The organism is Paenibacillus taichungensis, from assembly GCF_013359905.1.
Classification (GTDB): Bacteria; Bacillota; Bacilli; order Paenibacillales; family Paenibacillaceae; genus Paenibacillus; species Paenibacillus taichungensis.
The window spans coordinates 209,983-233,092 of record NZ_JABMCC010000112.1 but is presented as its reverse complement, the minus strand read 5'-3'; the positions used below and the strand labels follow the sequence as shown (position 1 = coordinate 233,092).

Annotated in this window: 21 protein-coding genes; 18 read left to right on the top strand and 3 right to left on the bottom strand. The window is 45.3% G+C overall.

Features of this window, described 5'->3' with window-relative positions; translation table 11 throughout:
- Positions 1 to 2 precede the first annotated feature (2 nt).
- The 6 genes from HP548_RS17105 to HP548_RS17080 are packed head-to-tail and all read left to right on the top strand — an operon-like array spanning position 3 to position 5,977.
- Positions 3 to 1,109: a glycosyltransferase family protein gene (locus tag HP548_RS17105; RefSeq protein ID WP_175382344.1), complete on the top strand. Its 1,107-nt coding sequence runs from the start codon at positions 3 to 5 to the stop codon at positions 1,107 to 1,109.
- The gene (locus HP548_RS17100; protein WP_175382343.1) at positions 1,081 to 2,256 is read left to right on the top strand and encodes a radical SAM protein; all 1,176 of its coding nucleotides are present in this window, start codon (positions 1,081 to 1,083) and stop codon (positions 2,254 to 2,256) included. The genes HP548_RS17105 and HP548_RS17100 overlap by 29 nt, the downstream gene beginning before the upstream one ends.
- Positions 2,257 to 2,315: 59 nt before the next feature.
- Positions 2,316 to 3,299: an ABC transporter ATP-binding protein gene (locus HP548_RS17095; protein ID WP_175382342.1), complete on the top strand. Its 984-nt coding sequence runs from the start codon at positions 2,316 to 2,318 to the stop codon at positions 3,297 to 3,299.
- Complete coding sequence (locus HP548_RS17090) at positions 3,296 to 4,105, top strand: ABC transporter permease (RefSeq protein WP_175382341.1); 810 nt, start codon at positions 3,296 to 3,298, stop codon at positions 4,103 to 4,105. Before HP548_RS17095 ends, HP548_RS17090 begins: the two co-directional genes overlap by 4 nt.
- Positions 4,106 to 4,129: 24 nt before the next feature.
- Positions 4,130 to 4,921, top strand: coding sequence for an ABC transporter permease (locus HP548_RS17085; protein WP_246318102.1), 792 nt, complete (start codon positions 4,130 to 4,132; stop codon positions 4,919 to 4,921).
- Between the two features lie 12 nt (positions 4,922 to 4,933).
- Entirely contained in the window at positions 4,934 to 5,977 is a 1,044-nt protein-coding gene (locus HP548_RS17080) for a hypothetical protein (RefSeq protein WP_099856234.1), read from the top strand.
- Between the two features lie 90 nt (positions 5,978 to 6,067).
- Here the strand turns inward: HP548_RS17080 and nrdF are convergent, their stop codons facing one another.
- From nrdF to nrdI, 3 genes are read right to left on the bottom strand one after another with little or no spacing between them, the layout of a single operon-like run.
- The gene (gene nrdF / locus HP548_RS17075; RefSeq protein ID WP_090807055.1) at positions 6,068 to 7,030 is read right to left on the bottom strand and encodes a class 1b ribonucleoside-diphosphate reductase subunit beta; all 963 of its coding nucleotides are present in this window, start codon (positions 7,028 to 7,030) and stop codon (positions 6,068 to 6,070) included.
- Positions 7,031 to 7,072: 42 nt separating this feature from the next.
- Positions 7,073 to 9,157 (bottom strand): class 1b ribonucleoside-diphosphate reductase subunit alpha, encoded by a 2,085-nt coding sequence (gene nrdE, locus HP548_RS17070; protein ID WP_175382340.1) that lies wholly within the window; start codon positions 9,155 to 9,157, stop codon positions 7,073 to 7,075.
- Entirely contained in the window at positions 9,144 to 9,503 is a 360-nt protein-coding gene (gene nrdI / locus HP548_RS17065; protein WP_076289163.1) for a class Ib ribonucleoside-diphosphate reductase assembly flavoprotein NrdI, read from the bottom strand. The genes nrdE and nrdI overlap by 14 nt, the downstream gene beginning before the upstream one ends.
- Before the next feature lie 439 nt (positions 9,504 to 9,942).
- On the opposite strand from nrdI, the gene HP548_RS17060 reads away from it, so the two are divergent.
- From HP548_RS17060 to cydC, 12 genes are all read left to right on the top strand, one after another.
- Positions 9,943 to 10,671, top strand: a complete 729-nt coding sequence (locus HP548_RS17060) for a response regulator transcription factor (protein WP_175382339.1) — start codon at positions 9,943 to 9,945, stop codon at positions 10,669 to 10,671.
- A 28-nt stretch (positions 10,672 to 10,699) separates the two neighbouring features.
- Positions 10,700 to 11,545, top strand: a complete 846-nt coding sequence (locus tag HP548_RS17055; protein WP_163757944.1) for a sensor histidine kinase — start codon at positions 10,700 to 10,702, stop codon at positions 11,543 to 11,545.
- Positions 11,542 to 12,195 carry a response regulator gene (locus HP548_RS17050; protein ID WP_076289167.1) on the top strand — a complete coding sequence of 218 codons (654 nt, stop codon included), beginning with the start codon at positions 11,542 to 11,544 and terminating at the stop codon, positions 12,193 to 12,195. The genes HP548_RS17055 and HP548_RS17050 overlap by 4 nt, the downstream gene beginning before the upstream one ends.
- A 192-nt stretch (positions 12,196 to 12,387) precedes the next feature.
- Positions 12,388 to 13,752, top strand: a complete 1,365-nt coding sequence (locus HP548_RS17045; protein ID WP_246318101.1) for a right-handed parallel beta-helix repeat-containing protein — start codon at positions 12,388 to 12,390, stop codon at positions 13,750 to 13,752.
- Positions 13,749 to 14,324, top strand: a complete 576-nt coding sequence (locus HP548_RS17040; RefSeq protein WP_246318100.1) for a nitrous oxide reductase accessory protein NosL — start codon at positions 13,749 to 13,751, stop codon at positions 14,322 to 14,324. Before HP548_RS17045 ends, HP548_RS17040 begins: the two co-directional genes overlap by 4 nt.
- A gap of 26 nt (positions 14,325 to 14,350) precedes the next feature.
- Positions 14,351 to 15,172: an ABC transporter permease gene (locus HP548_RS17035; RefSeq protein WP_175382338.1), complete on the top strand. Its 822-nt coding sequence runs from the start codon at positions 14,351 to 14,353 to the stop codon at positions 15,170 to 15,172.
- Positions 15,165 to 15,878 carry a heme ABC exporter ATP-binding protein CcmA gene (gene ccmA, locus HP548_RS17030; protein WP_175382337.1) on the top strand — a complete coding sequence of 238 codons (714 nt, stop codon included), beginning with the start codon at positions 15,165 to 15,167 and terminating at the stop codon, positions 15,876 to 15,878. Before HP548_RS17035 ends, ccmA begins: the two co-directional genes overlap by 8 nt.
- Positions 15,879 to 15,910: 32 nt before the next feature.
- Positions 15,911 to 16,600, top strand: a complete 690-nt coding sequence (locus tag HP548_RS17025) for a TlpA family protein disulfide reductase (protein ID WP_246318099.1) — start codon at positions 15,911 to 15,913, stop codon at positions 16,598 to 16,600.
- A gap of 441 nt (positions 16,601 to 17,041) precedes the next feature.
- Entirely contained in the window at positions 17,042 to 18,406 is a 1,365-nt protein-coding gene (locus tag HP548_RS17020) for a cytochrome ubiquinol oxidase subunit I (RefSeq protein ID WP_175382335.1), read from the top strand.
- Positions 18,403 to 19,416 (top strand): cytochrome d ubiquinol oxidase subunit II, encoded by a 1,014-nt coding sequence (locus HP548_RS17015; protein ID WP_076289172.1) that lies wholly within the window; start codon positions 18,403 to 18,405, stop codon positions 19,414 to 19,416. Before HP548_RS17020 ends, HP548_RS17015 begins: the two co-directional genes overlap by 4 nt.
- Positions 19,417 to 19,480: 64 nt before the next feature.
- Positions 19,481 to 21,322, top strand: a complete 1,842-nt coding sequence (gene cydD / locus HP548_RS17010; RefSeq protein ID WP_175382334.1) for a thiol reductant ABC exporter subunit CydD — start codon at positions 19,481 to 19,483, stop codon at positions 21,320 to 21,322.
- Positions 21,315 to 23,048, top strand: a complete 1,734-nt coding sequence (gene cydC, locus HP548_RS17005) for a thiol reductant ABC exporter subunit CydC (RefSeq protein WP_175382333.1) — start codon at positions 21,315 to 21,317, stop codon at positions 23,046 to 23,048. The genes cydD and cydC overlap by 8 nt, the downstream gene beginning before the upstream one ends.
- The last annotated feature ends 62 nt before the right edge of the window (positions 23,049 to 23,110 follow it).

The window sequence follows — 23,110 nt, the reverse complement described above, 5'->3', positions numbered from 1 at the left end:
GCATGAATTCATCTTCGGTTACCCTGCTTGCGTCAGGCAATTCGCTTGGTGCATACATTCCGGCTATGCATCTAAACACGTACCTACAAGATAGAGGTGTTAGAACAGAAGTTCACGTTCTGGAGAACCTGTATCATGAAGAAATCAGGTGCAAAATTAATTCCACCAAAAAAGCATTTCATGCCGATTTCTCTGTTGCCCTTATGGGGCATAAACTGGCTAAGCCTGTAGACTCTTCCCTGGATGAAGAGGAAGTCCAATTCCTGTTGGACTCCTGGATACGTCATGGGGTATCTCATTTTGCTGTGTTTACCGGTTTTTGGCTCCCGATCCTGGAGAAGTACAAAGCCATTGCGTACACGCCTCTGGATATTCATCTGATTCGCTTGGATGTGTGTGATACGCCATCGTTTAAAGTACACAAGTCCGTGTATCCAGACTACGATAACGTTTGGCTTTACGAGCCTTCAAGGTTGTCTCCAGACTGCTATATTGCATCAGATGAAAAGGAACTCCTGCCTTATGCACAGCGTGATGGGCGCATTCTGATTCATGGCGGCGGCTGGGGGATAGGAACGTACGCGTCCACGATTGCAGAGCTTCGTCAACTTGGTTACCTGCTGGATGTGATCGTCTACGATCCTTCCGAGGTGGAGGAGGACGATGGGAGCACACGCTACTTCGGAACAGAGGTTTCATGGAATCCGTGGAGTCGGGATGTCCAGGGGCGGCATTCGTTTCCACCAATGAACCAATATGTGCGTGAAGATGGCATTCTTCGGGCAATGCCCCTCGGTGATTACACTGCTTACACAGATCTGATGCGCAATTGCGCTGCCATTATCAGCAAGCCCGGAGGAGCGACACTGAACGATTCGTTGTCCTACGGAATACCTTTTGTAATGTTAGAGCCGTTCGGCGACCATGAGCTTCAGAATTCAAAATATTGGGAATCCTGTGGTTTCGGTATCGGATTTGCGGAATGGAAAGCCCTAGATTACTCGGAACAACTTCTCGAAGAAATGTACAGACGTTTGCTGGAGCAGCGATCAAAAATCAATCATTTGGGGAGGAAAACGCATGCAGCCGAAAACAGCAGTTACGTTTGATAAGCTGACATTCCAAAATATGAAAAGAACCCTCGTTCCGCTCGCAGAAACGGGAAGGAAACGCCGGGAGGACCTGACCTATGCGGCACCCGTGCCATATGAGATCGGAATCAAGCTTAATAACGGCTGTAATCTTCGCTGCAAGCATTGCTTTGAATGGAATCCAGATGGCTTCCATCACGGCTTTGCCAGTGAAGTGAAAAGAGACGAAATCGAGATTCCCGTCGTGGAGAAACTGCTCGCCGAAACGAGAGAACGCAAATCACGTGTGTTCCTATGGGGGGGAGAACCGCTATTTTACTCCAAGTTCGATGAACTGGCAGAACTGCTGGCTAAGGAAGACCGGCATACGACTATTTGTACAAACGCGATTCTTGTTGAACAAAAGCTGGATTCCATTTTGAAAATGTCTAAAAATTTAGTCATGCTGGTCAGCCTGGAAGGATTCGAGAAGGAGAATGACGCGATTCGGGGCAAAGGCACGTTCAAAAAAGTGATTCACGCCATACAGCTGCTGTTGGATCTGCAAAAGCAGGGCTTGTATAAAGGTAAAGTGTCGGTAGCTCTGACCGTAAATGACCAAATGGTTGATCAGCTGTATAGCTTGATGGAATTCTTTGAAGAGCTGGGCGTTGATTCCGTGTACTTCTGCTTCCCATGGTACATCCCTTCAGATACAGCAGAAAAAATGGATACCTACTTTGATGCACACTTTCCACACCTTGCCTCCCGCTTTGCGAGCGACCATAAGAATAGCTGGCACTCTTTCACGTTTCACATCTCACCGGATCGTTTCGACACATTAATCGAGGAATTTAAACGAGTTAATTCACGAGTGTGGAATGTACGTATCCGCTATCAGCCTGCGTTGGAGCCCGAAGAAGTAGAAGGTTTTATTCGAGGTAGCGAAAAGCCGGCCATGAATCGGACCAAATGTTTCTCGATCTCGAACCGGATGGACGTGATGCCAGACGGTAAGGTCAATCCATGCAAATTTTTTCCGGAATTCAGTGTTGGTAATTTATACGAAGAAAGTGTGGCCGATATTTTCCACGGAGAGGATCTGCGAAAACAACGCGAGATTCTGGCCTGCGGCCTGACACCGATTTGCTCCAAATGCGTGCTTCTGTATAATAACGGAGTTTAATCGCTTTAACTTTAAGCCGCTAATAAGGGAAAACATGCAATCATTCAGGAGGAGCGGGGATGGACTTTATCCGTGTACGAGAACTGCACAAATCGTTCATATATTACCGGAAAGAAGCAGGACTCAAACATTCACTGAAAAACTTATTTGCTCGCAAATCACTTGTGAAGGAAGCGGTTAAATCCGTTTCCTTCGATATCGGCCCTGGAGAGTGCGTTGGATTTCTGGGTCCAAACGGAGCAGGTAAAACCACAACGCTCAAAATGTTGTCGGGCATTTTATATCCCACAAGCGGAGAAGCCGACGTACTTGGCTATGTGCCTTGGGAGCGAAAGAACGAATTCAAACGGCTGTTCTCCATTGTAATGGGTCAGAAAAATCAACTTTGGTGGGACCTTCCCGCGAGCGATTCGATTTATTTGAACAAATGTATTTATGACGTTGAGGATGATCTCTATCGTCGAAGTCTTGCCGAGCTATCGGAAATGCTTGATGTGAAAGACCTGCTGGATGTACAGGTTCGCCGGCTGTCCTTGGGCGAACGTATGAAAATGGAGCTAATCGCCGCTCTGATCCACCGACCAAAACTGCTTTATCTTGACGAGCCAACGATCGGCCTGGATTTCCCTTCTCAGAAGAGGGTGCGGGAATTTCTGAAATACTATAATGAGCAGTTTGGTGCCACGATCCTGCTGACGAGCCACTACATGAAGGACGTGGAGGACCTGTGCAAGCGGACAATCATTATTAACGAAGGAAGTCTTCTGTATGACGGAGATCTTCATAAGATTAACGATCTGTTTGGCGAGCACAAAATTGTAAAGTTGCAGTTCTCTGAACCGGTTGCCGAGCAGCGGCTGGCCAAATTCGGGAAAATGATCAGCGCAGACGACTACAGTGTTGTTCTGGAGTTGCCCAAACACCGTCTAAAAGAAGTGTCGCGCGCTGTGCTCGATTCGTTTCCAATCGTTGACTGGACGATTGAGGATGTGCCAATCGAGGAGAGTATCTCAATGCTCTACCAAAAGGAATCCGTCGGATGAATGGACGCAAATTGTATACAGCTGTTTTTTCGATGGGTGTGCAGCAATCGATGGAATACCGTTTTCACTTCTTTCTCGGTCTTCTCGGAGCCGCGTTTCCGATTCTTGTTCAGTATTTTATATGGACAGCGGTGTACCAACATTCTGGGGAAACGGCACTATTCTCGTATTCATATAATCAAATAATTTTGTATACGATCTTGGCGGGCTTGGTATCCAAACTAATCGCTACCCAGTTCGAGCACCAGATCGTCGACGATATCAAGAACGGTGGTCTAAACAAGTATTTAATCAAACCGGTTAGTTACTTTGGATATCGGCTAGTATCTTTTTTCGGACAGAAGGCGATCTATTACGGCGTTACAGCTGTGCTGCTTGTCGGGATTATCTGGATATCATCTGTCGGTGGTGTGCTTGAGTTCCAGGTCATACGGCTGATCTTGTTCGTCGTTACGTTATCGGGGGCGCTATTGCTCAATTTCTTGATCTCTTACTGCATCTGTGCAAGTGCTTTTTATCTGAACGAAATCTCTTATTTTTTCGTCATTACGAGTCTGCTCGTGAATATTCTGAGCGGAGGTATGTTCCCATTGGAGATTTTCGGGGATTCGATTGTGGAGGCACTTCAGTACACGCCGTTTCCGTATACCATTTATTTTCCGGTCAATGTGCTCAGCGGCAAAACGGAAGTGGCGGCGATGTATCAAGGATTGCTTATCCAGTGCGGGTGGATACTTCTGTTTTTATGGTTATCTCGTCTCACATGGCGCATATCCATGAAGAAATATTCAGCGGTTGGGGGGTAGCGGAGATCCCATATGTTTAGAGCCATGAGAAAATACGCACATTTGTACGGTATGTTCATCAAAAATTGTCTCATTGCCCAGATGGAGTTTCGGGGTAATTTCATGATGAGCCTGCTAGTGGAATCCGTCTACCTGCTTGCTAAACTGTTATATGTGCTCGTTGTGTTCCGCACCGATCTTCACGTCGACGGCATACCGCCCGAAGGGCTGCTTCTATTTATAGGCATGCACACCGTGGTGACAGGAATGTACGTTGGGTTGTTTTTCACCAATTTTACGAAAATTCCGGAATATATTAAGGACGGCTCACTTGATCTAATGTTAACGAAGCCGGTTTCTCTTCAATTTATGGCTTCTTTGCGTTATGTCGATCTGGCGCTTCCAATCCCCGATATTTTAGTTGGTTTCGTCATGATTGGTATTGGCTGGCATGCCATGGACATCCCCCTGACGTTTCTCCAGCTAGCCGGGTTTATGTTGTTGTTATTTGTCTCCGTTATCATCACATATTGTCTAATGATTATCCCTGCATTGCTGTCATTTCGGTTCGTTCAGACGGGCTCTGCATCGGAGATTGCTCATTCCGCCTGGGACGCCAACAATTTTCCAATGGCCATATACCCAACTTGGGTCCGGCGGATCGGTACCTTTGTCATTCCGCTGTTCCTGATTACCAATTTCGGACCAATGTTTCTGCTAGGACAGCTCAGCTGGCTCTATACAGGACTGGCGCTGGTCGCTTCAATTATACTCTTCACAGTAATACGATTGCTCTGGAAACAGGCTGTGAAGGGATATAGTAGTGCAAGTAGTTAAGGGGGGGAAAGAATGAATGCTGTTCAGCTGCCCGTGTTAAATCCGCCGCTTAAAGGATTTCTGCGGTGGGCTTACACGCTTTCGATTACCAGTGCACATGAGGAAACGATTCCTTGGTATTACAGCAATTTCATTCAGTTGTCCTGCAAGAAAACCTTTCTGGAGGATGGCAGACAGTTTTATATCGATTTTTTTCGGGGCAAACCCAACGAACTGAATTTCAATAATCCATTTCTACTCACTTGCTCTGTGAATTATACGATTCTGGAGCATTTGGCGCTGGACGCCTGGCCCCATTTTTTCGCGGATCAGATTCGCAGCGGCTATTATTGCGTCGTGTTTTTGGACGAAGCCAAGCTACCGCCAGCGGCGGCTTATCAGCAGGAACCGTTTCCTCATCATCTTTTTCTGTACGGTTTCGATTGGGACAAACGTTTCTTTGATGCTTCTATGTTCGACCATACGGGAGTTTACCGCAATGTACAGATTCCGTTCACGGAGTTCCTGGATGCTGTCCATTCCATGAGATATCTGCTCAGAGAGGGGCTCACCGCGGATCATCACACTTATTTTTACAAATACGAGCCGCATTCTCCTTATCCTTTCGATAGAATCGTAGCACTCGACCAACTGCATGATTACCTGAACGGAGACACTCATCTGAATCGCATTAATTACATTCCTGATGACGAACAGGCTTTCGGAATTGACGTCTACGACTATTTGCAAATGTACTATGATGCAGTAGAGAGCAACGATCCTCGTCTCGGTGACCGTAACGATGTGAGGCATCTTCATGTGCTCTGGGAGCACAAAAAAATGATGAGTGAACGGATTACCTACTTGATAGATGAGGGGATAATCCCTTACGACGAAGAACTTGTGAATGGTTATCAGGATATAGCCACTAGGGCAATGAAGCTAAGGGATCAATACATCCGTCATGAAATTCGTGAAGACAAGGCCGTGTTTGCGAAGGTAAGACTTCGGTTGGAGCAATTCCGCAAGGAAGAGCCTGTTCTGCTGCAAAGACTGATTTCATTGCTCGAAAAGTAAATCAAGAAGGCTATTCCTCTGGGAGGAACAGCCTTCTTGATTTATATTCATAGGCTAGACGTTAGCAGCCTTACTATGATTCTTTATGACTTATTCAAACTTGAAATCATCATCCGTCAGAGGTTCTACATTCAGAGTACGGATATACCCGTTGCCTTTTTTAGAGAAAAAGTCATGCTGTTTGGTATGTGTACTGATTCCATTTAATACAATCGGGTTGACTTCCTCGTCATCAAATAATGGTTCAAACCCGAGGTTCATCATCGCTTTGTTTGCGTTATAACGCAGGAAGGTTTCCACTTCTTCTGTCAAATGAATGGGCGTATATAATTCCTTCGTATATTGCAATTCATTCTGATGAAGAAGCTGTACTAGATCAACCAAACCTTGATACACATCGTTCCGCTGCGTTTCATCAAAGCTTGCGTATATTTCCTGGGCCAACACCCCCACATATACACCGTGAATACTTTCATCCCGCAGAATCAGATCAATGATCTCACCACTGCATGTAAGTTTGCCTTGTCCGGCTAAATAGAGTGGATAGAAAAATCCACTGTAGAACAAATAACTTTCCAAAAGAACGGATGCAGCCATTGCCATATACAGATCTTTTGAAGTTTCAATATTCATGTAATACTGACGTATAATCGTCGCTTTGGTTTGCAGATATGGATTTTCTTCCACCCATTTAAATACACTGTCAATTTCTTCGGTTGATGCCAATGTGGTGAAAATACTACTGTATGATTTCGCATGAATTTGTTCCATCATCGCCATAAAACTAAGTACGGCTTTGCGTTGCAGTCCATCGACATGCTCCATAATCTGCGGCATACCTACACCACCCTGGATCGTATCCAGAAGGGTTAAGCCGCCCAAGACTTTCATATAAGCGTCTTTTTCTATATCACTGAGCATGCCCCAGGTCATTTTATCATCGGATAAAGGAATCTCATCATCGGTCCAAAATTGCATAATATTCTGATTCCAGAACATCAGTGTGAAATCATCATCCGCTCGATTCCAGTTCACAGCTTGAATTGCCGGCATGGTATATCAAACTCCAATCGTAATACCCTAAAGGGAAATTATTTATATTGAACAAGCAATGCATTCTTCCATCGTCAGCTTGTTAGTTCTTGTATAATATAGAGATTTCAACCCTTTATGAGCAGCATACAGGTAGCAACGAGCCAATTCTCGCGTGGATACATCACTGTTTACATGAAGAATGGTTGAGATGCCTTGGTCCACATGTGGCTGAATCTCCGCAATCAAATCAATCACCTTGAATTGATCCATTTGATACGCTGATTTGTAATAGAAGACATTATCCTTTTGCAAATAGGGCATTGGATAATACGTCGTTGAATTGGCATAGGTCCGAGTCTCAATCTGTTCTACGATCGGCATCACACTGGAAGTTGCGTTTTGGATATAAGAGATGCTGGCTGTTGGAGCAATAGCCATGCGATAGGCATGATAGAGACCATTTTTCATCACTTTAGACTTAAGCTGGTTCCAATCCTCGGGAGACGGAACAGCAATGCCGTTAAACAATTCTTGTACTTTCGATGTCGTGGGACGGTAATCCGTAGTCACATAACGATCAAAATATACGCCAGTCGCATAATCTGATTGCTCAAATCCATAGAACCGTTGACCCGTTTGCTCTGCAAACTCCATACTTTTCTCCAGAGAATGATAATTCATGGTCATAAAGAAGGTACGTACAAAATCCTTGGCCTCCGAGCTTTCATAAGCAATCCTGTTTTTGGCTAAGTAACCGTGCAGGTTCATGGCACCCAAACCAACGGAATGCATTTCGGAATTGGCTTTTGCCACACCAGGAGCATTAGCAACATGCGTCATGTCGCTGACGGAGGTCAGTGCGATCATGCCCTCATGAACGGATTCCTTGATCTTGCCACTCTCCATAACATTAACAATATTGAGGGAGGCCAGGTTGCAGCTGATATCTTTGCGGATAATATCCGGTTGACCATAATCTGTAATTTCAGAAGTTTCCTGGAGTTGGAAAATCTCTGTGCAGAGGTTGGACATTTTGACTTGTCCTACGTTTTTCAAGGCATGTGCTTGATTGGCATTGGTTTTATTAATGATGTAGGGATAGCCGGATTCAAGTTGAGTCATTGCTATTTTGGTCAGCATATCTCTTGCGCTGAGGGATTTTTTCTTCTTCACCCTGTCGTCAGCCAGCAAGGTATCATACATTACGTCCAGATCCATATCATCCAAATGTGTTCCATACGCCTTATAGACACTATAAGGTGCGAAAAGGTACAGGGGTTCATTATCTTGAGCCAGCTTATAGAAACGATTAGGGACAATAAGTCCGATAGAGAGAGTTTTCAGCCGGATTTTCTCATCCGCATTAATCTTTTTGCTATCCAGCAGTTCCATAACGTCCCAACCGAAAATATTATAGTATGCTGCACCAGAACCTTTACGTTGACCCATCTGATCGGCGTAGGAGAAGCCGTCTTCCATCAGCTTGAGAACAGGAGTAATGCCTTTTGCAGCACCTTCAACACCTTTAATGACTTCACCACGAGCACGTAACTTCGACAGGTTGACAGCCACTCCACCACCGATTTTGGATAACTGCATACAAGTGTTTAGTACATAGTTTATGGAGTTCAGTGAATCGTCCATTTCAAGCAGGAAGCAAGAAACCAGTTCTCCGCGCCGACTTTTTCCTGCATTTAGAAAAGTAGGGGTTGCGGGCTGAAGGCGCTGCTCCATCATAGAACGAGACAGCAAACAAGCCGTATCAAAGTGTCCTCGACCCAGATGAAGAGCTACGGCTGCTACCCGATCCGAATATTGCTCAAGGTATGTTTTACGGTCATATGTTCTCAATGCATAATCAGTATAGAACTTGGACGCTGCCATATAGGAAGGAAAGTTATATTCATAGCCACGCGTAATTTCAAATACGGTTCTAACTTGGTCAACTGTATAGGAAGCATAGAAATCTTCGTAATAATCATGATCAATCATGAATTTGACTTGATCATCAATGTTGGCAAACGCCATGCTTTTATTTTTGATTTCTTTCATAAACTCCTCTACAGCCTCTTTATCCTTATGTAACTGGAAGAAGCCATCAGAGTCACGCTTTAGCAGCATGTTATTTAATTCAATATGTCGCAATGCGGCTCACCTCCTGTTCAAAATACTCCACGTCTTTCTTGGAACCTGATAATTCAAATTTACTGATAACCGGGACGTTATAAGATGCAGAGATCAAATCTGCACTTTTGGCAAAACGCTCACCCCAGTTACGGTTACCGCTGGCGGCCACGCCAATCAGGTATTTAGAATTTTTTTGCAAAAAAGAAGACACCTTATCAGGTATCTGTCCAAAACCTGTTGTATATGTCACAAGTACGTACGGTTCATCAATCGTCATTTGATTCTGAATCTGAACAGCCGGCAGTTGAAGCTTGGAAATAAACCTCTTAACATTCCCGGTTATCGAATCATACACAATTAGCACTATCATATCCTCCTTGACAAATGAAAGGTGATCAAAAACAAACACTATATATAGATTTATTTCTTAATTTTATATCAATATATAGCTTTGTCAAATGCATATTGGTATCAATTTTGTGAAAAACCTGATGAATGGGCTCTATTACTAGGTTTAAAAAATTTGTGGCTTAGTAGATATCCATATTCGAATACACGATATTTGGTGCATGAGAGAATTATGATTGACAGCCGTCACCGGAAAGAAATAAACCTGAACATCATCGTTCATACATTGTCTACAATTCAGAGATAGATTATTAAAGGCATGGCTCTATGGAGTCATGCCTTTTGAGTACGTTGAAGGTATGCTGATTACATCAAGTTCACTCACTGGCTTGAGGTTTTATAAAAAGAGAAACTAAGCAAACGACCCGAATATCGCAAAGATTTGGAGGTAAGACATGAGCGGGATCCTGCAGCAAAATAGAATATTGATTGTAGATGATGATAAACGGGTCCGTGGACTTCTTCGAAAGTATTTGGAGAAAGAACAATTTATCGTTGAGGAGGCTTCGCTGGGCTGGCAAGCCTTAAGCAAGCTTCATCATGACTCGTATGCCATGATCATTCTGGATTGGATTCTCCCTGATATTAAGGGGATTGAAATATGCCAATATCTACGGACCAACTTAAGCATACCCGTCATGTTTCTGACAGCCAAGTCAGAAGAGGGAAATCGGCTTGAAGCTTTCAAAGCCGGGGCGGATGACTTTGTCATGAAACCGTTCAGTCCGAGGGAAGTTGTGCTGCGCATCAAAACCATGATGGCTCGTTATAACGGATTAATCAAACCTGCGCCTAAGGACCATTCAGCAAGCGAGGTGTTGATCTCCTCTATTTTAATCAATCCTACTTCCCGAAGAGTCACAGTAGAAGACGAGGAGATTCATATGACTCCCAAAGAATTTGATTTGCTATATCATCTGGCGACACACGCGGAAATCGCATTCTCCAGGCAGGATTTGCTGAGAATTGTTTGGAAAGTGGAGCATGAGGAAGATCTGGATTATCGAACCGTAGATACCCATGTGAAACGGTTGCGTGACAAACTATCCGAGCATGTGCCGAATCGGGAAGATCTGATTCACACCCTGTGGGGGTTCGGTTATATTCTTCGTTTACCTCACTGATTCTTATCTTGCAGTTCAGGAGGGGAATATGTCTTATAAACAAATCAAGTGGATGATCTTGCTCATTCCCACCTTAACGGTTGGTCTCTGGGAATATGTACGACATCAGTTTCTACTCCCCTATATATCAATGAATTTGGGCAACTGGCTTACGCCTGTCATTGTATATGTTGTGAGTATAACGTTGTTAACTCGGCTGTTTCTTATCCTGGAACGTATTCAAAAAGAACTGGAGCATGAGCGTGCTGCCAAAATTGCGCTTGAATCCCGTGAAAAGCTGGCCAAGGAACTTCATGATGGAATCGCCCAATCTCTTTTCTTGTTATCGGTGAAAGTGGGGCGTTTGGAGGAACAAGCCAAGCAGGATCAACAGCTGGACGATGTGTATTCGATCAAGAAAACGGTCCATGAAGTCAATCGTTATGTGCGTCAGGCCATTGCCGATTTACGTTATGATCCTAACGTTGACAATACCTTCACTATGAACGAATCGGTCACACTACTTGGCCAAATTCGAAGAATTGCCAAAGATGTCCCCGTCCAAATCGAACTGGATTGGAGCATCCCGGATGATGCATTTACTGACAAAGAGAAAGTAGAACTGCTCGCTTGTATTCGGGAAGCTCTCTTTAATATTCAAAAGCATGCATCTGCTTCACAAGGATGGATTCAGGGGAACGGGCACAAGAAGTGCTGGAATATCACGATTCGAGATAATGGAAAAGGATTTGAGATGAATCCCTTTGAACGAAAGGATCGATATGGACTGAAAATCATGAGAGAGCGGATGAATGAACTGAACTTTAACATGCAATTCCGAAGGGAGCAGCAGCTTACTGTTGTCGAATTTTCAAAGGATGGTGAGATGTTATGAGCCATACTCGCGTACTTGTGGTAGACGATCACGCTCATGCAAGAGAAGCCATATGTGAAATTTTATCCATGGATCCCGGCTTCGAAGTGATTGGCGTCGTATCGGACGGTCAACAAGCGGTTGATTATACAGAACAGTGGCTTCCCGATCTAATCCTCATGGACATTCAAATGCCCATTATGAACGGTCTTGAAGCAACACAGCGGATCAAACTGGCCTTTCCTTATGTGAAAATTGTTATGATTACCGTCTCGGATGATGTACTCCACCTACTGGAAGCGTTGAAGCGGGGAGCTCAGGGTTACTTGCTCAAAAATCTGGAACCGTCCATGTGGCTGGAATATCTTCATTCCATTGTTACAGAAGAGGCTCCATTGAGCCGCGAGGTGGCTTACCAAATCCTGAAGGACGTCTCACTCACGGAGAAAAAAGAACCTGACGTTCCGCTAACGACAAGAGAAAAGGATATTCTGTATGGCGTGGCTGCAGGATGGACCAACAAAGAAATCGCTGTGAATTATACAATTTCAGAGTATACGGTCAAGAATCATTTGAAAAACATTTTGCAAAAACTGCAGGTTCAAAATCGTGTTCAACTGACACGTTATGCATTGGAGCAAGGGCTTATTACAGACCACAATCGTCTGTAATAAGCTCTTTTTACTATATCGGAGCGTTCTTTCTGTTTTTATGTATAAGTGGATGTCACTTTATTTGCTTTTCACCACAATGAACTCACAATTTGGACACAAAAGGTCCAACTCTATAGCCAGCTTGAGCTATATGGTAAAAATTTGTTTTTATGTACACTATGAGCAGTGTGTTTCATGAAGGAGGTTATGATGTTTCGCGAACGGATTGTCCTGAGCATGTTGCTGTTTATTGGGATACTGTCGATCCCGCTATCTTACCCGTTTGACACTGCAAACGCTGCTCCTGAAACCAAAGATGCTATTCCACTCCAGTCCATCATTGATGGTTCTAGCCCTGGAGAAGTGCTTGTGCTTGAGCCGGGTATTTATTCTGGTCCCGTAAGTATAGACAAGAATATATCTATTCGGGGGGACTCCTCCGTAACGCTATTGAATACGGAAGCTGAATCCACGATCACCATTCGTTCAGATGGAGTGACATTGCAGGGGTTCACGGTTCAACACTTAACAAACGAACCAACTGCAGCGATTCAGGTTGAAGGAGATCGTGTAGAGATCACGGGCCTGGATATTCAGAGTCAAAGTTTTGGAATCGTGCTGCGGGGTTCTGTCGATGGGCTCATACATAGCAATACCATTTCATGGGCTGGTCCGGAGTCTGCTTCCAGTGGTCAAAAGGGGAATGGCATTGATCTCTACAATTCCCATCGTACCCACATCGAAGACAACAAAATTACGGGCATGCGGGATGGTATCTATCTGGAGAACAGTCGCAATCTTATGGTGAAGGCTAACACGCTGTTACATACCAGGTATGGCATTCATTGTATGTATATCGATGGCTCCTCTGTTGTGGACAATGTGGGAGAGAACAACAGTACCGGAGCCATGGTCATGGGCGTCAAGAATACGGTTGTATCGGGAAATTCCTTTCGCAAACAGAACGAAAATGTGCATTCACAAGGGATTTTGTTGTATGACGTACAGCAATCCTCGGTTCATAACAATGTCGTGGAAGGTAATCGTGTTGGCATGAACATTGCTGAATCCTCAGGAAATGAAATTCGCGGCAATGTGGTGCTCCGGAATTTCATTGGAATTCAGCTCGTGCTTGCGGAGGATAATCAGTTTACCAGAAACCAATTTGTTTCGAATGTGATCGAAGCTTCAGCGATGGACAGCCGGAACAATGAGATGATGGAAAACTACTGGGATTCCTTTCAGGGTCTTGACCTGAACAATGATGGGATCAGTGAACTGTCCTATGGGATTAATCCTTTTTATGAGCAAGTGGTCAACCGAAATTCAGCCTATCAGCTTTTCTTTCAATCTCCAGGCATGATCTTTATGAGCAACTTGTTTACGGAAGGTAAGGCAGAGTGGACAAGCGACAGATCGCCATTAATGAGTATGGAAGCGGAATCACAGACGACGAAGTCAGGTACACAAGGTTCACAAGCGATCAAAGAGACAACTGGGGTTTGGATCGTCGGATGCATTCTGCTGGGCATGGCCACTTTTATTATGATCAATATGGGGGTATTACGAAAATGAGAATGAAAACACATTTGAAAACAGTCATGGTACTTCTCTTTGGGGTGCTGTTATTAACAGCTTGCGGAAAAAAATACGAGGCATTGCCTATTAATGAAGACGTGGATATCTGTGCCATTTGCAAAATGCAGGTGAAAGATGATGCTTATGCCACGCAGCTTACCACGAAAGACGGTAAAAATTATAAATTTGATGACATTGGTTGTATGCACCAGTGGAAAGAAGAGAACGGAACAGATAACATCGGGATGGATTTCGTTCGTGATTATAATGACAAGGAATGGATTGAGTACAGCAAAGCCACGTATGTATATGACGCTTCACTGCGTACACCGATGGCTTACGGGATCCTCAATTTCAAGGATAAACCATCTGCCGAAGCATTTGTTGCCGAGCAGGGTGTAGGAACGATCATGACCGCTGAAGATCTCGCCTACCACGACTGGAAACAAAACACAGAGACGATGGATATGATGGGTGAGCATGGGCATTCCGAAGAGGGAATGAGTGAAGGCGTACATGAAGAAACACATGGGGAAAGTGAATCAACGGAAGATTCAGGCCATAAGTAAATGTCCAATGAAGATGGTGATGCATGATGGGAGATATGTTACAAGTCGTTCGACGAGAAATGAAAATGGGATTTCGCAACCCCTGGTCATATTCATTTTTGATTCTTTTCTGCATATTTAGTCTGAGTTTGCTAATCATTAATTCTCAGAATTTTGTAACAGGCTACTCTGGCACGACAGGTTCCATGTTAAATCTTATTCTTTATCTGTTGCCGCTGATGACGCTCTTTCTGGGCTCGTTCTCGTTGACTTCTGAAAAGGAAGAGGGCAGCTGGCAACTGTTGTCCACATATCCCATCGGTACGATGTCTTTTATTGTTGGAAAATATCTGGGTCTGTCGGTTGTATTAGTGACTATAGTAACATTCGGTTACGGCCTCATGGGACTTCTTAGCGGATGGGTGGGCAGCCCTTTAGATGTTATGACGTACTTATTGTTTCTGGTATTCTCCTGTGGACTGGTGCTGCTATTTCTGATTATTGCACTGTTCATTGGTTCGTTATCCAAAAATCGGTGGCAAGCGTTAACAATATCCGTATCCGTTTGGTTTTTTGCTGTGATCGGATGGCCTACACTTCTAATCTCCGTGCTAGGACTTATGCCTTATCAGTGGATAAAACCCTTACTCACCGTTCTAACCTTCATCAATCCGGCTGAGCTGGTACGTTTGTTTGTTGTGATCAAACTTGGCGGGGGCTCTATACTGGGACCTGAATATTATCAGTGGGTAGATTGGGTGCAACCATCCAGTGGAAGCTGGATTTTTACAGGGATATGTCTGCTGTGGATTGCATGTTCTATCGTGGTAGTCTACGGGATCTGGGAAAGGGGGCGTTCCCATGGATAACGTGGAAGCAGAGATTATTGGACTGTATAAATCCGTAAAAAAACAACAGATCGTTGAAGATATATCCTTTCGCGTTTCTTCCGGTCATGTGCTTGCCTTATGTGGCGGAAATGGGGCCGGAAAAAGCACTGTTCTGCGTATGCTCGCAGGTATTCTTCAACCTACCTCCGGAGAAATCATTGTAAACAAGATGCGCTGGTCCAAAGAACGAAAGCGATATTCGGAACAGATCGGATATATGCCGGATGATTATCATTTCAACCAGGGTCTGACGGCAGAGGAAGTGCTCCAGTTCTGGGCGGCGCTTAGGAAAGTGTCCAAAGAGAGAGTAACGGAAGTACTGACTATGGTAGGCTTGGCCGATCAAAAAAAGAAGCGGGTCACGACCTTTTCCAAAGGTATGCGGCAGCGTGTGTTATTTGCCCAGGCTCTGCTGTCCAAGCCTCCGCTGCTGATCATGGATGAGCCGACGAATGGACTGGACCCCTTCTGGATGCAAGAGTTTACAAATCTGATAAAACAGATCAAGGAGGAGGGACATATGGTCGTGTTCTCCACCCACCAGCTTGAAATCGCAGATGATGTTGCGGATCAGATTGTTTTTATGAACCAAGGACGTAATGTGGGAGATGGCTCTACTGAGGAGTTTCGAGAGCAGTTCGGGTCGCTTCATGCTGCATTTCATCATAGTCTTGGCTTAAAATGAAGGTGAATCGATTGGAAATAAACAGTAAAAAAATGAGTGCGAAAATGAGACGTTTGCTTACTATCCTGATTGGAATGGCTGCTGTGCTGGCCGCTGTGTGGGCAATTTACCAGGGGACTTCATCATCCGACTCCAAAAGAACTGGTGCTATTAAAGCCGGTGCAACTGCTCCTGAATTCACTGCGATTAATTCAGCCGGAGAACAGGTGAAGCTCTCCGATTATCGGGGCAAAGTCGTCATGATTAACTTCTGGGCTTCATGGTGTACGCCCTGTGTGAGGGAAATGCCAATGATTAATCAGATTGCTCAGACGTATCAAAACGATGTAGAGACTCTGTTTGTCAACGTGGGAGAAGCGAAGGGCACCATTCGTGAATTTATGGAGAAACAGCAATTCGATTTCCCTGTTATCATTGATGTGACCGGAAAGGTCTCCGGCCTGTATCGTATCACCGGGTTGCCAGCGACCATAATCATCAATCAGGAAGGTATATTCAGTCACATTCTGCTCGGTGAGTTGACCAAAGATATTCCCTTGCAGCAATGGCTGGAGCAGACCGTACAGCAAAAGAATCGAAGCTCTGTTACACTTATGAACAAAAAAAGTCGAGAAGTCGCTCGCTATACGAGCGGCTTCTTTAGTTTTATTTTTCCCGAACATCTTGCACGCATAGTAGAATTGAAAATCGCAATACCACGGTTGTGTCCAAAGAATCAATAGCTCCTTTGGGTATTTTTTACGCTTTTCACCGAGTTGTCAGAAAGAGTTGATCCTTTCTTGAACATTTAGGGACGAAGACGTGTCAGTGATTGAATTGCTAATTCACAAAGATATAATAATTTTAACTATTAGGTCCTGTTAAGTACTTTGGCCCTTTAGTATCAGGTAAAACACAGCTCGCCAACCCATGCTCAGTCCAGTAACTATGTGTAGCAATGCACAATGATGGTGTTGTAAAGCTTCCTTCGTCTCTTACTTTGTGAAAAAATTCTCTTTGTACATACAACGATGGAGGAACCGCTTTATAGACAAACTCTGAACCTATTTCGTGGGACTTCTCTAAACCTGATATTAAACCAGCCCAAGGGATGACTGACCTAATAATTAGAAGTTTCAAATCAGCACGAAAATCGAACAGAGTTTGAAAGGAGGCAGTAAACAATGGCAATCGATACAGTGATGTGGAGCAAGCTGGTGACAGGCATGACGCTGGGCTTCCATGCTATTTTTGCGACGCTTGGCGTCGGTATACCTCTAATGATCGCAATTGCAGAGTTCATGGGGATTCGCAAGAGAGACCCCCATTACACACTGATGGCGAAGAGGTGGTCAAGAGGGTTTGTCATTTCTGTGGCGGTTGGTGTGGTGACCGGTACAGCGATTTCACTGCAACTGGCCCTGGTGTGGCCAAATTTTATGAAACTGGCAGGCAATGTCATAGCACTCCCGCTATTCATGGAAGTGTTTGCGTTCTTTTTTGAAGCCATCTTCTTGGGCATTTATTTGTATACGTGGGATCGATTCAAAAATCCATACATCCACTGGCTGCTGACGATTCCCATCGTCACCGGTGCAGGTATGTCGGCTGTGTTTATTACGACGGTGAACGGCTTCATGAACCAGCCTGGAGGCTTTGTCATGGAAGCAGGTCAATTCACTGCGGTTAACCCGGTGGAGGCGATGCTGAATACGGCGACATTCTCCAAGGTGTTCCATGTGTTAAGCTCGGCCTATTTGACAGGAGCTGCCCTGTTAGCCGGAATTGCAGCCTTTGCGCTACTGAGAAAAGGGGCATCCGCCTACCACAAAAAAGCCTTGAATCTCATGATGGCGGTGGTTCTGCTGTTCGGCTTACTGAACACATTAGCGGGAGATGTGTCCGCCAAATTTCTGGCCGATCATCAGCCGGAGAAACTTGCAGCAGCAGAATGGCATTTTGAGACAGAAAGTGGCGCAGATTTGATTTTATTGGGATGGCTGAATGCGGAGCATGAAATTATAGGAGCCCTTCACCTTCCGAAACTGCTTAGCTTCCTGGCCTTTAGTGACTTTAATGCCGAAGTAACCGGACTGGAGGAGTTTCCGGAGGACGAATGGCCGCCGCTGCTCGTTCACTACCTGTTTGATTTAATGGCGGGAATCGGATTTACGCTACTGGCTATCTCGGTTCTGTACTTCCTGTTTGTGTTCTGGAAAAAGCGCAATGAGCTGAACAAGTGGCTGCTTGGGATTATAGCACTAGGCGCACCCATGGCTTTTCTCGGAGTTGAACTGGGCTGGTTCTATGCTGAACTGGGGCGACAGCCGTGGATTATCCGGGGATATATGCGTGTTGAGGAAGCCGCCACTTCATCACCCAACATCAGAATGATCTTTTTCTTCTTCCTGCTTCTCTACATCGTTCTGGGAGTCATGTGTGTTCTCGTACTAAGACGTTTGTTCAACAATAATCCGGCAGAAGTCGAGATGGAGAAATGGATGAAGGAGAAGCGTAATCCGTCTACAGAAAAGGGTGAGCGTACATGAGTTACGAACTGATTGGCATCTCGGTGCTCTGGTTGTTCCTGTATGGCTATTTAATTGTAGCCTCCATTGATTTCGGGGCGGGTTTCTTTGCCTTTTATGCACGCTTGACGAAACAGGATCACCTGATTAATCGTCTGATTTCCCGTTATTTATCACCGGTATGGGAGATTACGAATGTATTTTTTGTCTTTTTCTATATTGGCATCGTTGGATTCTTTCCGGACACGGCTTATTATTACGGATCAGCTCTGCTCGTACCGGGCAGTATTGCGGTCATTTTGCTCGCCATTCGTGGGTCGTTTTATGCCTTTGAGAACTATGGTTCCAAAAATAATATCGTGTATCTGTTTCTATATGGAGCTTCGGGATTGCTTATTCCCGCTTCGCTATCAGTGGCGCTAACGCTGTCTGAAGGTGGTTTTATCGTGAAGCAGGGTTCGACGGTTTCGCTGGATTACTGGACACTGTTTACCAATCCGTTATCATGGAGCATCGTTGGACTCGCGATTGTGTCCGTATTGTTCATTAGCAGCTCATTTCTGACCTTCTATGCGTCGCGGGCAGAGGATCACTCTGCATTGAAGCTGGTGCGTAACTATGCCCTGTTCTGGAGCACACCGACGATTATCATCGCACTGACTGCATTTATTTATTTGGGACAGCACAATGAGCGACATTTTCAAAATATGATGGATTTATGGTGGCTACTTGCGCTTTCCGTTGCCTTCTTCATGATTGCGATGTGGCTGATCTATAACGGACGCCGCTACGGATTAGCGTTTATATGTATCATGCTGCAATTTTTCTGTGCCTTTTTCGCTTACGGAATTGGTCAATATCCTTATATCCTTGATCCGTTCATTACAATTCAAAACAGTGTAACCTCACCAGCGATGGGCTTCGCACTGGTTGTTGTGTTTATCGGTGGCATGTGCATGTTGATTCCTTCCTTAATTCTGGTTTTCAAACTGTTTCTGTTTGATGCGGATTATGTTAAGGGAAAAAAATAAATTGAATTTAATATGTGATGTAAGGGAGTAATCTCACAGGTTCATAGAAAGGAGGAGAGCTTACATGAAGAGGAAAACAAGCCTGATCTCTCAACAAATGTCTGGGCAACGAAAACGTCTCATGCTTCTTGCAGTGATTTCACTTGCGCTGGGTGCAGCGATTGTAAGTCAGGCTGCGCTGCTTGCTGAAGCAGTACAACGGATTTTCGTGGAGAAGGCTTCCCTTTCGTCGGTCATCATGCTGCTCGGGATACTCCTGGCTGTCATGGTCGTACGTACAGGGTTGTCTTATGGGAACGGAAAAGTTGGTTTGCATATGGCTTCCAGTGCGAAGACGAATATGCGAGCAGCCGTGCTGCAACATTTGACCCATGCCTCGATGCCATCAACCCTTCGTGGACAAACAGGCGGAAAGGTCAGTGTTGCTCTGGATGCTGTGGATGAGGCTGACAGTTATTTCAGTCAGTACATGCCGCGTATGATGGAGGCTGCCATCATTCCGATTCTAATTTTGGTGGTAACGTTTATGCAACATGTCAATTCAGGCTTTATTATGCTGTTTACGGCCCCGTTTATCCCCTTGTTCATGATTTTGGTGGGACTGAAAACAAAGAACAAATCAGAGGAGAAATATGCGCAGCTGGCCGAGTTCTCCGGTACGTTTCTGGATTCTCTTCAAGGGCTTGTTTCGTTGAAAATATTTGGACGGGCTCACCGTCAGCAGCAGGAGATTGAACGCGCTAGCCTCGGTTACCGCGATGCCACGATGGGCATTTTGCGGATTGCGTTTACCAATACGTTCATGCTGGAATCGATCGTAATGCTAAGCATCGGTATCGTGGCTCTTGAGCTTGCAATCCAGCTGCTTGTATTCAAATCGATAGCGTTCCATACCGCGTTTCTCGTGCTGCTGCTCGTTCCCGAGTTTTACAGTCTGTTGAAAAATACGGGAACGGCTTTTCACAGCGGGCGAACAAGTATGGGAGCGGTTCGTAAGGTAGAGCAGATGCTTGAGGAAACGGCTGGGGAGAGTATATCGGTAGATGGCAAAGAAGAATCCGGTATATCTGATGGAATTGACGAGGTCGATAACATGGATTGGATGGAAAGGGGAAACGGGATAGGGACATTGCAAATGGACCGTTCCAATGGCAGTTCCATACCGCCGACCATCATATTGAACCATCTCCGATTTCGGTATGCGCCCGAATCATTCGAGCTTGAGACTGGTCGAGCACAGCTTGATCCGGGAGAATACATTGCCATTGTCGGCAAAAGTGGTTCAGGGAAAACGACGTTACTCCATCTCATTGCGGGTTTGCTGAAACCAGCATCAGGAGAGGTTCTGGTAAATGGACAGCCGCTATTCAAATATGATGAGACTTCATGGTTCGAACAGGTTAGCTACATTACACAGCATCCCTATATTTTTGCAGGTACATTTGCTGAGAACATTGCGATTGGTGCTGGGCGAAATGTATCCAGGACTGAAATCGAGCAGGCGGCAGAGGATGCCGGGCTTGCCGAACTTGCTGCCCAATTGGAGCATGGCTTCGATACCTTGGTTGGTGAAGGAGGAAGGGGGTTGTCTGGTGGGGAAAAGCAGCGACTTGCCTTGGCACGTGCTTTTTTGAAGCGCCCATCCATCATATTGTTTGATGAACCCACGGTAGGACTGGATCTGCGCACAGAGCAGATATTGCAACATTCCATTGCCACATTGGCAGAAACCGCGACGATGATTACGGTGGCTCACCGGTTATATACGATTCAACATGCTGATCGTATATTGTTTATGGACGACGGTGTGCTAGTAGATTCGGGACGCCATGAAGAGCTTATGGCGCGCCTACCCCAGTATGCCGAGATGATTGATGTTCAACGAAAGGTGGCTTATCATGAATGAGCTAGCGATTTTGTCCAAAGCCATGATTCAGGAGCGCAAGGATATCATTCTTTCTATTCTAGGTGGGTTTATTGCCGGGATAGCAGGAGTGGCCCTCTTCTCGGCTAGCGGATATCTGATTTCGCAAACGGTCTTCGCGCCACCGCTTTACACCTTAATTGTACTCACCTCGCTGGTCAAGCTGCTTGGACTGCTTCGGGCGGCGAGTCGTTACGGAGAGCGCTTGTATTCACACCGGGCGACATTTTCCATGCTTAGCCGTTTGCGTACATCCTTTTTTGCCCGACTCATTCCTTTGACGCCGGGTATATTGAACAAAAAACGAAGCGGGGACCTGCTTGCGCGCATTGTTGGGGATGTGGAGAGTCTGCAACATTATTTTTTGCGCGTCGCTTATCCACCGATTATTGTTGTTATGGTCTTTTTGGCTACAGTGTTGTTTACTTCTGCTTTTTCATTCTGGATTGCGGTTTTGTTTGTAGTAGGTATGCTCACAACGACATTGGTTGTACCGGGAATAGTTTTGCTTGGGCAGCGAAAAATACATGGACATGTTCGCGAACAACGGGCGCTGCTTTCCACAGAAGTCACCGAAGTATTGTATGGGTTCCGGGATTTGAAAGTATACGGACAACTGGCTCAACGGGAGCAGCAGATGCAGAAGGCTTCTGTTGCGTTGACGGTCCAGCAGCAACGGGCTGCCGGACACCTACTGCGCGGGCAATCCATGCATGCTTTGGTTACGTTCCTTATTTCCTGGGGCGTGCTGACACTTGGTGCTTATCTGATTATCGATGGAGCGCTGGCTGGCGTGTTTCTTGCAATGCTGGTTATGGCCTCGCTAACCGTATTCGAAGAGGCTGCGGCAATGGCGACATTACCTTTGTATAAGCAGGATAGCGAATACGCAGCCAAACGTCTGACGGAAACCATACGGACCTCCGACAGGCAGTCTGTGTCTACACATCCAGAAGGAGTGTTATCTGCCAATCAGGCTGTTTCGCTTGATCTCTCCGATGTTACGTTTCAATATGAAGGGGAGTGGAGACCAGCGTTAAAGGACATTTCGCTGCATATTTTACCCGGCTCCAAAACGGCGATTGTCGGACCGAGCGGATCAGGCAAATCAACGATTATTGAACTGCTGCTTAAACTGCGTACACCTACAACTGGGGAGATTCAATTAAATGACATTTCGTTGAAGGAACTGGATGAGGCAAGCATTTGGCAGACGGCTAATGTTGTCTTGCAGCAAAGTCATTTCTTCCGGGGAACGATCCGGGATAACCTATTGTTGAATGATGAAGAACATTCGGATGAACAACTGGTAGATGTGCTGGGAAAAGTACAGCTGCCGAATACAGCTTTAACCGATGTAGTATATGAAAAAGGGGAAAACCTGTCGGATGGTGAGAAGCAGAGACTGGCTTTGGCACGGGCCATGCTTCGTAAGGGACGGTTATGGCTTCTCGATGAACCTACTTCCTCAATGGATTACGTTACAGAAGAACGTGTGATGAAACATCTCTACGCACAAGCAGCTGAGGATACGCTTCTCTTGATCTGTCATCGGCTTACCGGTCTGGAAGAGATGGACCGAATTGTAGTGCTGGAACAGGGAATGGTAGTGGAAGCAGGCTCCTATGCGGAGTTAATGGAGCAAAAAGGTTATTTTTATGAGTTGAAAAAGATAGAGTGGCAAATGATCGGAGAAATTGGAGTATAGAGAGCAAGATACACACAGATACGAATGAAAGAGTATGCGTCAATGCAGCTTAAACATTCACC

What these genes read in the sequence shown, in the direction of transcription:
- HP548_RS17105 (WP_175382344.1), top strand. Translation starts at nt 3, where the DNA reads ATGAATTCATCTTCGGTTACCCTGCTTGCGTCAGGCAATTCGCTTGGT.
- HP548_RS17100 (WP_175382343.1), top strand. Translation starts at nt 1,081, where the DNA reads ATGCAGCCGAAAACAGCAGTTACGTTTGATAAGCTGACATTCCAAAAT.
- HP548_RS17095 (WP_175382342.1), top strand. Translation starts at nt 2,316, where the DNA reads ATGGACTTTATCCGTGTACGAGAACTGCACAAATCGTTCATATATTAC.
- HP548_RS17090 (WP_175382341.1), top strand. Translation starts at nt 3,296, where the DNA reads ATGAATGGACGCAAATTGTATACAGCTGTTTTTTCGATGGGTGTGCAG.
- HP548_RS17085 (WP_246318102.1), top strand. Translation starts at nt 4,130, where the DNA reads ATGAGAAAATACGCACATTTGTACGGTATGTTCATCAAAAATTGTCTC.
- HP548_RS17080 (WP_099856234.1), top strand. Translation starts at nt 4,934, where the DNA reads ATGAATGCTGTTCAGCTGCCCGTGTTAAATCCGCCGCTTAAAGGATTT.
- nrdF (WP_090807055.1), bottom strand. Translation starts at nt 7,030, where the DNA reads ATGCCGGCAATTCAAGCTGTGAACTGGAATCGAGCGGATGATGATTTC.
- HP548_RS17060 (WP_175382339.1), top strand. Translation starts at nt 9,943, where the DNA reads ATGAGCGGGATCCTGCAGCAAAATAGAATATTGATTGTAGATGATGAT.
- HP548_RS17055 (WP_163757944.1), top strand. Translation starts at nt 10,700, where the DNA reads ATGTCTTATAAACAAATCAAGTGGATGATCTTGCTCATTCCCACCTTA.
- HP548_RS17050 (WP_076289167.1), top strand. Translation starts at nt 11,542, where the DNA reads ATGAGCCATACTCGCGTACTTGTGGTAGACGATCACGCTCATGCAAGA.
- HP548_RS17045 (WP_246318101.1), top strand. Translation starts at nt 12,388, where the DNA reads ATGTTTCGCGAACGGATTGTCCTGAGCATGTTGCTGTTTATTGGGATA.
- HP548_RS17040 (WP_246318100.1), top strand. Translation starts at nt 13,749, where the DNA reads ATGAGAATGAAAACACATTTGAAAACAGTCATGGTACTTCTCTTTGGG.
- HP548_RS17035 (WP_175382338.1), top strand. Translation starts at nt 14,351, where the DNA reads ATGGGAGATATGTTACAAGTCGTTCGACGAGAAATGAAAATGGGATTT.
- ccmA (WP_175382337.1), top strand. Translation starts at nt 15,165, where the DNA reads ATGGATAACGTGGAAGCAGAGATTATTGGACTGTATAAATCCGTAAAA.
- HP548_RS17025 (WP_246318099.1), top strand. Translation starts at nt 15,911, where the DNA reads ATGAGTGCGAAAATGAGACGTTTGCTTACTATCCTGATTGGAATGGCT.
- HP548_RS17020 (WP_175382335.1), top strand. Translation starts at nt 17,042, where the DNA reads ATGGCAATCGATACAGTGATGTGGAGCAAGCTGGTGACAGGCATGACG.
- HP548_RS17015 (WP_076289172.1), top strand. Translation starts at nt 18,403, where the DNA reads ATGAGTTACGAACTGATTGGCATCTCGGTGCTCTGGTTGTTCCTGTAT.
- cydD (WP_175382334.1), top strand. Translation starts at nt 19,481, where the DNA reads ATGAAGAGGAAAACAAGCCTGATCTCTCAACAAATGTCTGGGCAACGA.
- cydC (WP_175382333.1), top strand. Translation starts at nt 21,315, where the DNA reads ATGAATGAGCTAGCGATTTTGTCCAAAGCCATGATTCAGGAGCGCAAG.